The following is a 9,787-nucleotide window of genomic DNA, read 5'->3' on the forward strand; positions in this document are numbered from 1 at the left end:
GCCCCCCCCCCCCCCCGGGGGGGGCGCCCCCCCCCCCCCCCCTACCCGCTGATTGAGGCATGAAAAAAACCCGCCCTGCTTGCACAGGGCGGGCCGCGGAGACGCGCAAAGGAAAAGTGTACTTCGGTATCAGGCCGCCGCTTCTTCGGCGCACAGCTTGAGGTTGGCGTGGCGCTGGCCGTGCAGGGGGGCCATGAACAACTCGCTGTGCTGTTCCAGCAGCTCGAACACGGCGTCCTTCGACAGCACGTATTGCTCCATCAGGGTGCCCTTGAGCGTTTCCATCACCTGCTTGTAGTCGCGGATCGCGTTCAGGGTATAGCTGTACAGCTCGTCGGCCTTTTCTTCCATCAGGCGCAGGCTCTGCTCGCCGCTGGTTTCCTTGGCCAGCTGGCTGTAGTCGATCTTCGAGCGCGAGTACATCGACAGGCGGTTGACCATCAGGTTCAGCATCTTGGTGATCTTCTCGATGTCGTTCTGGCTGCCCACCGAGATGCCGCGGGCGCCGTAGAACAGCTCCTCGGCCGCGACGCCGCCGTACAGGCCGACCACGTCGCGCTCCAGCTCTTCCAGGGTGCGCAGCGACATGTCCTCTCCCGACTGCAGGACATAGCCCAGGGCGCCGATCTTCGACACGGCTTCGGTGCTGATCTTCAGCAGGTGCGACTTTTCCTTCACTTCGGCCAGGCTCATGCCTTGGCGCAGGTAAGGGTCGATCTGCATGAAGAAGTGGCCCAGCTCGTGCAGGGCGATACGCTCGCGCTGCAGGGTCTTCTCGGCGGTGGTGGCGCGGTCGGTCAAGCCGATGGTGGCGCGCTCATACGCACGGAACAGCAGGTCGGTGTTGATGATCGCCTTTTCCTGGATCGAGATCATGCTGGCGCGCTCGACCACGGTTTCCAGCAACGCCGGGCTCAGGTTCTGGGTGATCTCGGCCACCTGGTCCAGGTCGAGGTCGCTCCAGTCGACCAGGCCTTCTTTCTTGCGCGCCAGGAAGCTGCGCAGCAGTTCCTTGCGCTCGAGCTTGTTCGGCAGGCGGAAATTGATCTTCACCGAGAAGCGGCGCAGCATCGCTTCGTCCATCTCGGTCGAGGAATCGTCGAAGTTCGAGGCGACCACCCAGATCACGTTGGCGCCCTTGTCGCTCTTCACGCCGTCCAGCAGGCCCAGCATGGTGTTCGCGGTGTCGTCTTCCCATTTCTTCTCGCTGCGGCCGCGCGGCATGAACAGGCTCTGCGCCTCATCCAGGAAGATGATGCACTTGCCCTTGGCGCAAGCCTTGCGGTACAGGGCGTTCAGGGCCTTGGAACCGCCGCCGACATAGCCCGACTCCAGCGCCGAACCCGAGGCCGAGATCATCGGCATGTCCAGGCGCTTGGCCAGGTAGCCGACCAGCTTGGTCTTGCCGGTGCCCGCGGGGCCGGTCAGCATGACGTTGAACGGCTTGTCGATGTTGTGCGACTGGTATTCGTCGCGGTTGCGAATCATGTCTTCCAGGTGCAGGACTTCCTGCTTGATGTCGTCCATGCCGATCAGGTCGTCCATGCTGCCCTTGAGCTTGTCCGGGGTGATGACCGAGGCGCTCATGCCCATGCCCGGGATGCCGAACTTGATCAGGTACAGGACCAGCACGATCACGGCGATATCGAAGGCGTGGCGCTTGAGGAAGCTGCCGGTCTTGTCGAGCGCGGTCTCGCCCTCGTCCATGACGGCCTTGTGGCTGGCCAGGAAGTCGTCCTTGGCGATCGAATACGGGATCGCATTCTTGAGCAGCACTTCACGCTCGAGCGACAGGTGCGAGGTGCTCGGCACCTTGACCACGTGCAGGCTGGGAGCGTCCTTGAACTTGTAGACATAGCGCGGCGAATCCGACAGCGGCTGGGCGATCAGGAGATACTCCAGGCGGGCTTTTTGCTCGGCCAGCTGGGTGATCTCGGCGATGTTCTGCGAATGGATCACTGGGCTGGCGTCCTGCGGCACATCCGCTTTATAGATGGCCAGCGCCACGGCCAGGCCCAGCAGCATGGCAGCGGCGATACGGACGTAGACGTTCTTGAAGGCAATCTGAAGTCGGGAAAAATTGGGCATCTAGGTACTCTGCAAGTGTGGGTGCGTCGGTGCTGATACGGTCCGCTCTGGTGGAAAGCGGCAGTGGCCTAGGCTGGCCACCGTTGCGATCGCGACATGCTGATCGCCAGAATGCGCGGCGGCGCCTGCTCCAAACGTGATCGTTTGGTATTCTTTTGATGCCCGAAGGCAATAGGGATATGGAGACTATACCCTCAAAAAAAACCGAGGTGTATACCGTGTGGCGAAAAAAAATCCTATTACTGCGATTGTGATAACTTCGGCAAGGAAAAAACTTATCCAACTATTATTTTATATGATGAGTTTGCCAAATAATTGCCGAGTTATTGCATAAATATCATTGTAAAACCGCTCAAGTCTTATATTCTTTTCATCAATCCTCAGTGCAATCTTTGTTGCGCGATATAGACGCATCAAAATCAACAACCTGCCCTCATCTCGCACGAAACTGATGACTTCTTTCTGCAACTCATCAGTTCAATTGAACGCAGCCATTACTGCGAATTTGATATCCTGATCTCGGAATTCGGGGCCCGCCATCGCAGGACGCGATACGCGGTCCACAGTATTCAGTCAGGAAAAGGAATGCTTATGAAAAGATATGTTTTAGCCGCAGCGCTCGCGCTCAGCCTGGGCAGTACCGCGCACGCTGCCGCCATCGATCTTGTTTCAAGTAGCACGGGCCAATCGGCCCAGACCATGCGTACCGCCCAGCCCGTGCGCAACCTGTCCGTCACCAGCCGCAGCGACATCGTCACGCCGCCGGCCCATATGTCGGAACTGCCGGAACCCGAAGTATTCGCCATGATGCTGCTGGGGCTGATCCTGATCGGCTATCGGGCAAGCCGGGACAGCAGCGAAAAGTTCAAGTGATTGGGAGAACAGCAGCGAGACAAGACCATTGACATGCATGAAACCAGGACGCCCGCGCGTCCTGGTTGCCTAGGGCAGGCAGGCGCCGTCGCCGCATAGCTTATGCAGGCGCATGATCGTATTCCAGTTGCGGGACGTCGTCCCGTCACCCAGCCCTTTGCCCAGCGCCGTCGCGGCGGCGCTGTCGAGCATTCCCTCCGGACACCACACATAGGCCGCGCGCCGCCCCAGGGCCAGCGATTCCGCGCCCCATTCGCGCGCGCACAAGTCCTCCACCACCGCCCGCTGGGCTTCGTCGGACAGCAGGAAGGCATACAGCCGTGCAGGATCGGTGGCCAGGGACGCGAGGGGATTGTCGGCGACGATACCGGCCAGCTCCTGGCTGTCGAGCACGAACACCTTGGCGCCGACGCCCAGGCGCAGTACCAGCGCTTCCTCGATCGCGCCTGCGGCATCCGTGGCGCCGACGCCGCCGGCGTCGAAGACCACGTTGCCGCTATTGAGCACGCTCTTCACGCTGGTATAGCCGAGTTCGTCGAACATGCGGCACAGGTCGGCCATGGCGATGCGCTTCGCGCGGCCGACGTTAATGCCGCGCAGCAAAGCAATATAGCGATTCATGCGCGCATGTTAACCCGTGACGCCGGGGAGCGGCGCACCAAGGCGGCACTCGGCCTCATGCCAGTCCTTCGCGGCGCATCGCCTCCTGCACCGCCGGCAGGGCCGCCACGCGGCTGTGGTAGGCCTGCAGGGTCGGCCAGTCGTTCATGGTGAACTTGGCGAAGCCGATCCAGTTCAGGATCGCGAACAGGTAGGCGTCGGCCACGGTGAACTGTTCGCCCATCAGGTAGTGCTCGCCATCGACCTTGCCCGCCAGGTAGGTCAGCGGCGCGGCCAGGCTTGTCCATGCGGCTTCGCGGATCTCGGCGGTAACAGCGGGCGAGAACATCGGCGAGAAGCGCTTGTGCACCTCGGTCGACAGGTAGCTCAGCCACTCCATCAGCCGGTAGCGTGCAAAGCTCCCAAGTGCCGGCGCCAGGCCGCTTTCCGGCGCCTGGTCGGCGATGTACTGGAGCACGGCGGCGTTCTCGGTCAGGACGGTGCCGTCGTCCAGCACCAGGGCCGGCAGCTGGCCCTTCGGATTCACGCTGCGGTAGTCGGCGCCGTCCTTGGTCAGCTTGGTGCGCAGGCTGACGCGCTCCGTGCTGAACGGCAGGCCCAGCTGCAGCAGGACGAGGTGAGGCGCGAGCGAGCAGGCGCCCGGGGCAAAATACAGTTTCATATGTCTCCTATGCTGTTGTGCGGCCTGAAGCGTTCAGGCCGATGGTAAAGAGTACAACATTTCCAAAAAGAGTAGGTCGAGCGACCTAAGACCTTTGCTGCAAGAACACGACAGTCCTTGCGATGGCCGGCCGTCCGGGGCGATGCCGGTGGTAAGATCGGCTAGCATTAACTGGAGGAAAGAATGAGCGACGCCTATCAACTCCTCGCCCTGGGCGAGGCGACCCCGGGAATGGTCTTGTCGCACGAATTGATCGACCTGAACGGACAAGTGCTGCTGGCCAAGGGCGCGGTCCTGACCGACGCCATCATCGCTTCGCTCGCGCGCCACGGCATCGAAGCGGTACCGGTGGGGCGCGTCCAGGAAGCCGCCGAAGCGCCCGATCCGCAAGCCGTGCAGGCCCGCCTCGATTATGTCTTCCGCAACAACGATCGCGACGACAACGGCGACTGGGCCACCGGCCTGCTGCGCCGCTACGTCGAGGATTACCGCCTCGGACGCGAGGTAGCGCCATGAGCATGCTGGCGATCGACGACCTGGCGCGCGGCCTGGACGACCTGCCTTCGCTGCCCGCGGTGGTGATGGAACTGCTGGGCGCCATCGAGCAGGAAGACATCGACATCTCGGTGCTGGCCAGGAAAGTGGCCCTGGACCAGGCGCTGACCGCCAAGACCTTGCGCCTGGCGAATTCCTCGACCTTCGGCCTGCAGGTCAAGGTCACGACCATCCAGCAGGCGATGACCTTCCTGGGCTTCCAGACCACGCGCAACCTGATCACGGCGGCGGCCATCACCGGCTGCTTCCCGGCCGGACGCTGTCCCGGTTTCAGCGACAAGGCCTTCTGGCGCCATTCGGTGGCCACGGCCGCCTGCGCGCGGGTGCTGGCGCGGCGCGTGCGCTTCAACCAGGACTATGCCTTCACGGCCGGGCTGCTGCATGACATCGGGCGCCTGGTGCTGGTGACGCGCTATCCGGAACACTACCGGGCCGTGCTGGAGCACCGCGCCGCGGAGGATGGCGAACTGCTGGCGGCCGAACGGGCCGTGATCGGCATCGATCACGTGGCGGCCGGGGTGGCGCTGGCGGAGCACTGGAATTTTTCGGACACCATGCGCCATGCGATCGAATGGCACCACGCGCCGGAACAGGCGGGCGCCGGCTTCCTGGCCACCATCGTGCACGTGGCGAACGCGGTGGCGCATGCCCTCGACCTGGCGGGCGAAACGGACGAACTGGCGCCGGCCGTGTCCAGCGTGGCCTGGACGGCGCTCGGATTATCGGAAGAAGCCTGGCTGCATGTATTCCATGAAACGGAACTGCAGTTCGAAGAAATGGCCGCGATCCTGATGGCGTGACGCCCCAGGACGGGAAGAAAAACGGTGCAGCGCGCCCTGTCAGCCAGGAGCGCCGCAGCCTGGCGCTACCGAAGGCATGACAGCCGCAACTGTCATGCCCCCGGCATCAGTGCGCATAATTGCCGGTCGACGAGGTGCCGCTTGACGACGTGGCTTCGGTGGTTTGACCTTGCTGCTGGCCCTGCTGCTGCTGTGCGGCTGCCGCGGCGGCTGCCTGGGCGGCCTTTTCTTCAGGCTTCGGACGGCCTTGTGCGTCCGACAGGCGGTACTTGGTGCGGCGGTCGCCCATCAGGTCGCGCAGGTCGCGGATGCTCATGCCGGTTACTTCGTGCATGCGGATCAGGAGCGAGGCGCCGACCGGCAGGCGGTGGTGGCGGATCTTGCTGATGACCGGAGGTGCAACCTCGAGCATGCGCGAGAGCGCGGCGTCGTTTTTCAGCTGCATTTTCCCGAGCAGGATGTCGAGCAGGTGGTTCGGGTTGTAACTTTCCTGCGAAGACAGAGCATGATGCTGTTGTGCCATGATGTTTACCTCACGAGTTTGGTTAAAATAGTTCCCTTGCGAACTTTTGTTAAAGACTAGCTTTCATCAACATAAGTTCCCGGAAATGTTTCAAGGAAGCCAGCGCAAGTCTGTTTCCCCTTAAGGAAAATCCCTCGTGAAACGATCCGGAATGCATGCGCTCCCGCGTCCGCTTTCCACATGCGTACTTGTCTTTCAAACAAATTATCAGTGTTGCACGTCGGTCAGGTGACGACCCGGCGCATGTGAATCATTGTCAGAAATCAAGCTATCGTGCGGAAAGCTTGTCACATAGGCATTTCAGCACATGGGGACAAAGTGTGGCGCACGCAAGAGATTTCCTTCACATATTTTGTAAATGAGAACTCGCTCGGAAGCCATTGATTTACAAAAAGAAATATCTCGAAACGAATTTTACTTGGCGTTGCACGTGCACATTGTTCGGCAGGCCACATTTAACAATCTGAGCAGCTTTGCAATAACTTTAGGATAAGAAATAATTCATTCTTATCGGCATGAAAAGCGGAGGCGCACGCGCCGCTTTCCGGACTCCCAGACGATTTAAATTACAATGGGCCCAGGCCTTGCCAAAGCGGCAGCTCTTCTTTCACGACAGTATTCCATGCAGAAAAAAGTATTTATCAAGACCTTCGGTTGCCAGATGAACGAGTACGACTCGGACAAGATGGCGGATGTGCTCGGCTCGTCCGATGGCCTGGTGCGCACCGACACGCCGGAGGACGCCGACGTGATCCTGCTGAATACCTGCTCGATCCGTGAAAAGGCCCAGGAAAAAGTGTTCTCCGACCTGGGCCGCTTCAAGCAGCTCAAGCGCGACAAGCCCGACCTCGTCATCGGCGTGGGCGGCTGCGTGGCCTCGCAGGAAGGCGAAGCCATCGTCAAGCGGGCTCCCCACGTCGACGTGGTGTTCGGTCCGCAGACCCTGCACCGCCTGCCCCAGCTGATCCGGAACCGGCGCCAGTCGGGCGCCGCCCAGGTCGACATTTCCTTTCCCGAGATCGAGAAGTTCGACCACCTGCCGCCGGCCAAGGTCGAAGGCCCGGTCGCCTATGTCTCGATCATGGAAGGCTGCAGCAAATACTGCAGCTACTGTGTGGTGCCCTACACCCGTGGCGAGGAAGTCTCGCGCCCCTTCGAGGACGTGCTGACCGAGGTCGCCGGCCTGGCCGCCCAGGGTGTCAGGGAAGTCATGCTGCTGGGCCAGAACGTGAACGCCTTCCGCGGCGTCATGGAAAGCGGCGAAGTCGCGGACTTCGCTCTGCTGCTCGAGTACATCGCCGACATCCCCGGCATCGAGCGCATGCGCTTCGTCACCAGCCACCCGAAGGAATTCAACCAGCGCCTGATCGACGCCTACGCGAAGATCCCGCAGCTGGCCAACAACCTGTATTTGCCAGTGCAGCACGGTTCCGACCGCATCCTCGGCGCCATGAAGCGCGGCTACACGGCGCTCGAATACAAGTCGATCATCCGCCGCGTGCGCGCGGTACGCCCGGATATCACGATTTCCTCGGACTTCATCGTCGGCTTCCCCGGCGAGAGCGACGCCGATTTCGAGGCCATGATGAAGCTGGTGGAGGACGTCGGCTTCGACAATAGCTTCAGTTTCATCTTCAGCAAGCGCCCCGGTACCCCGGCCGCCAACCTTGAGGACGACACCCCGCACGAGGTCAAGCTGGCGCGCCTGCAGCGCCTGCAGGCCCTGATCGACGCCAACACCCGCAAGCACAGTGCGGCCATGGTCGGCACGGTGCAGCGCGTGCTGGTCGAAGGACCGGCCAAGCGCGACGCCGGGCACCTGGCCGGCCGCACCGACGGCAACCGCGTGGTCAACTTCGAGCCCGGCCAGACCGGAGCGAGCCTGGTCGGTCAGCTGGTCGACGTGCGCATCGTCGCGAGCCACGACTACTACCTGCGCGGCGAACTCGTCGCTAACCTTGATACGATTGCCAAAGCCAGTTGAAAACACAAGCCACCCAGCCCTCTTACTTCATCCCCGAGCCGCTCGACAACACGCGGCTTGCCCACCTGTGCGGCCCGCTTGACGAGAACCTGCGCCAGATCTCGGCCGCCCTGGACGTGACCATCTTCCGGCGCGGCGAGAAATTCATCGTCAGCGGCAGCAATGCCGAGCGCGCGGTCGAACTGCTCGAGCGTTTCTACGCCGTCGCCAACAAGGTCGTGCCGATCGAGGAAGTGCAGCTGGCGCTGGTGGAGCAGCGCGCTGGCCTGAAGCCCAGGATCGAGGGCGCACCGGGGGACCGGCCCGCGGCGCCGGCGGACGCCGAGGCGGAGGAAGGCGAGGCCGAGGAAGCGCTCGAGAGCCCGACCCTCAAGACCCGGCGCAGCGACCTGCGCGGCCGCACGCCGCACCAGATCCAGTACCTGCGCGCGGTGCTCGAACACGACATCAGCTTCGGCATCGGACCGGCCGGCACCGGCAAGACCTACCTGGCGGTGGCCTGCGCCGTCGACGCCCTCGAACGCGATGCGGTCAAGCGCATCATCCTGACCCGCCCCGCGGTGGAAGCGGGCGAGCGCCTCGGCTTCCTGCCCGGCGACCTGACCCAGAAGGTCGATCCCTACCTGCGCCCGCTGTACGACGCGCTGTACGACCTGCTCGGCTTCGACCGCACCCAGAAGCTGTTCGAGAAACAGGTGATCGAGATCGCCCCGCTGGCCTACATGCGCGGCCGCACCCTGAACCATGCCTTCGTGATCCTGGACGAGGCCCAGAACACGACGGTCGAACAGATGAAGATGTTCCTGACCCGCATCGGCTTCGGCAGCAAGGCCGTGGTGACGGGCGACGTGACCCAGGTCGACCTGCACAAGACCCAGCGCTCGGGCCTGGTCGACGCCATGCACGTGCTGAAGGACGTACGCGGGATCGCCTTCACCCAGTTTTCGAGCGCCGACGTGGTGCGCCACCCGCTGGTTGCGCGTATTATCGATGCGTACGAAAAGAACACCTCGGTCCAGGAACTGGCCGCCCTTCCCAAACCCGCCCCGGTGAAACATGCAAGAAAAAAAACATCATCTTGAACTCGAAGTCCAGTTCGCCGACCCGCGCCTGGAGGGCGAGATCGGCGAAGGCGACCTGCGGCGCTGGGTCGAGCTCTCGCTGCTCGGACCGGCCGAACTGACCATCCGCTTCGTCGACGCCGAGGAAGGCCAGGCCCTGAACCGCGAATACCGCGGCAAGGACTACGCCACCAACGTGCTGACCTTCGCCTACAACGAGGGCGAGGAACTGGGCGACGAGGAGCCGGTGCAGGCCGACATCGTGCTGTGCACCGACGTGCTGCGGCGCGAGGCGGACGAACAGAAGAAAACCGTCGAGGAACACGTGGCGCACCTGGTGGTGCACGGGGTGCTGCACGCGCAGGGCTTCGACCACGAGCACGACGAGGAAGCCGAGGAGATGGAGCAGCTCGAGCGCGACATCATGGAGGCGCTGGGATATCCGGATCCGTATTCGGATTGAACCACCCGATGGGGCTGGATGGAACGCGCCGCATCCGTAGGGTGGGCGGGTCTCCCGCCCACGCGTTCAACCGGCACATACGTGGCCGCGGTGCGTCATTGATCCGTAGGGTTTGGGGGGGGGGGGGGGGGCCCCCCCCCCGGGGGGGGGGGGGGCCC

At 62.6% G+C, this 9,787-nt stretch carries 10 protein-coding genes; 6 read left to right on the forward strand and 4 right to left on the reverse strand.

The genetic code is table 11. The features are described 5' to 3' along the window. Positions 1 to 129: 129 nt before the first annotated feature. Positions 130 to 2,088, reverse strand: a complete 1,959-nt coding sequence (locus tag KBW98_RS22960) for an AAA family ATPase (RefSeq protein ID WP_211522488.1) — start codon at positions 2,086 to 2,088, stop codon at positions 130 to 132. A 699-nt stretch (positions 2,089 to 2,787) separates the two neighbouring features. Here KBW98_RS22960 and KBW98_RS24025 point away from each other — a divergent pair. Then, complete coding sequence (locus KBW98_RS24025) at positions 2,788 to 2,961, forward strand: hypothetical protein (RefSeq protein WP_229429375.1); 174 nt, start codon at positions 2,788 to 2,790, stop codon at positions 2,959 to 2,961. 69 nt (positions 2,962 to 3,030) lie between these two features. Here the strand turns inward: KBW98_RS24025 and KBW98_RS22970 are convergent, their stop codons facing one another. After that, positions 3,031 to 3,582: a DUF1697 domain-containing protein gene (locus KBW98_RS22970; RefSeq protein ID WP_211522489.1), complete on the reverse strand. Its 552-nt coding sequence runs from the start codon at positions 3,580 to 3,582 to the stop codon at positions 3,031 to 3,033. A 55-nt stretch (positions 3,583 to 3,637) separates the two neighbouring features. Continuing rightward, complete coding sequence (gene gstA, locus KBW98_RS22975; protein ID WP_211522490.1) at positions 3,638 to 4,243, reverse strand: glutathione transferase GstA; 606 nt, start codon at positions 4,241 to 4,243, stop codon at positions 3,638 to 3,640. Positions 4,244 to 4,426: 183 nt separating this feature from the next. Between gstA and KBW98_RS22980 the strand changes: the two genes are divergently transcribed. Continuing rightward, positions 4,427 to 4,759, forward strand: a complete 333-nt coding sequence (locus KBW98_RS22980; protein WP_211522491.1) for a hypothetical protein — start codon at positions 4,427 to 4,429, stop codon at positions 4,757 to 4,759. Continuing rightward, positions 4,756 to 5,598 (forward strand): HDOD domain-containing protein, encoded by an 843-nt coding sequence (locus tag KBW98_RS22985; RefSeq protein ID WP_211522492.1) that lies wholly within the window; start codon positions 4,756 to 4,758, stop codon positions 5,596 to 5,598. Before KBW98_RS22980 ends, KBW98_RS22985 begins: the two co-directional genes overlap by 4 nt. Before the next feature lie 106 nt (positions 5,599 to 5,704). Here KBW98_RS22985 and KBW98_RS22990 read toward each other — a convergent pair whose 3' ends face one another. Next, positions 5,705 to 6,121 (reverse strand): hypothetical protein, encoded by a 417-nt coding sequence (locus KBW98_RS22990; protein ID WP_211522493.1) that lies wholly within the window; start codon positions 6,119 to 6,121, stop codon positions 5,705 to 5,707. Between the two features lie 622 nt (positions 6,122 to 6,743). Between KBW98_RS22990 and miaB the strand changes: the two genes are divergently transcribed. From miaB to ybeY, 3 genes are read left to right on the forward strand one after another with little or no spacing between them, the layout of a single operon-like run. Continuing rightward, positions 6,744 to 8,105, forward strand: coding sequence for a tRNA (N6-isopentenyl adenosine(37)-C2)-methylthiotransferase MiaB (gene miaB / locus KBW98_RS22995; protein WP_211522494.1), 1,362 nt, complete (start codon positions 6,744 to 6,746; stop codon positions 8,103 to 8,105). After that, entirely contained in the window at positions 8,102 to 9,187 is a 1,086-nt protein-coding gene (locus KBW98_RS23000; protein WP_211522495.1) for a PhoH family protein, read from the forward strand. The genes miaB and KBW98_RS23000 overlap by 4 nt, the downstream gene beginning before the upstream one ends. Then, a complete protein-coding gene (gene ybeY, locus KBW98_RS23005; RefSeq protein WP_211522496.1) occupies positions 9,162 to 9,629 on the forward strand; it encodes an rRNA maturation RNase YbeY in 468 nt (155 codons plus the stop codon). The genes KBW98_RS23000 and ybeY overlap by 26 nt, the downstream gene beginning before the upstream one ends. The last annotated feature ends 158 nt before the right edge of the window (positions 9,630 to 9,787 follow it).

Origin of the sequence: Massilia sp. ST3 (assembly GCF_018119405.1) — a bacterium.
Taxonomy (GTDB): Bacteria; Pseudomonadota; Gammaproteobacteria; order Burkholderiales; family Burkholderiaceae_D; genus Telluria.

Coding starts and splice junctions, on each gene's coding strand:
- KBW98_RS22960 (WP_211522488.1), bottom strand. CDS start 2,088: ATGCCCAATTTTTCCCGACTTCAGATTGCCTTCAAGAACGTCTACGTC.
- KBW98_RS24025 (WP_229429375.1), top strand. CDS start 2,788: ATGCGTACCGCCCAGCCCGTGCGCAACCTGTCCGTCACCAGCCGCAGC.
- KBW98_RS22970 (WP_211522489.1), bottom strand. CDS start 3,582: ATGAATCGCTATATTGCTTTGCTGCGCGGCATTAACGTCGGCCGCGCG.
- gstA (WP_211522490.1), bottom strand. CDS start 4,243: ATGAAACTGTATTTTGCCCCGGGCGCCTGCTCGCTCGCGCCTCACCTC.
- KBW98_RS22980 (WP_211522491.1), top strand. CDS start 4,427: ATGAGCGACGCCTATCAACTCCTCGCCCTGGGCGAGGCGACCCCGGGA.
- KBW98_RS22985 (WP_211522492.1), top strand. CDS start 4,756: ATGAGCATGCTGGCGATCGACGACCTGGCGCGCGGCCTGGACGACCTG.
- KBW98_RS22990 (WP_211522493.1), bottom strand. CDS start 6,121: ATGGCACAACAGCATCATGCTCTGTCTTCGCAGGAAAGTTACAACCCG.
- miaB (WP_211522494.1), top strand. CDS start 6,744: ATGCAGAAAAAAGTATTTATCAAGACCTTCGGTTGCCAGATGAACGAG.
- ybeY (WP_211522496.1), top strand. CDS start 9,162: ATGCAAGAAAAAAAACATCATCTTGAACTCGAAGTCCAGTTCGCCGAC.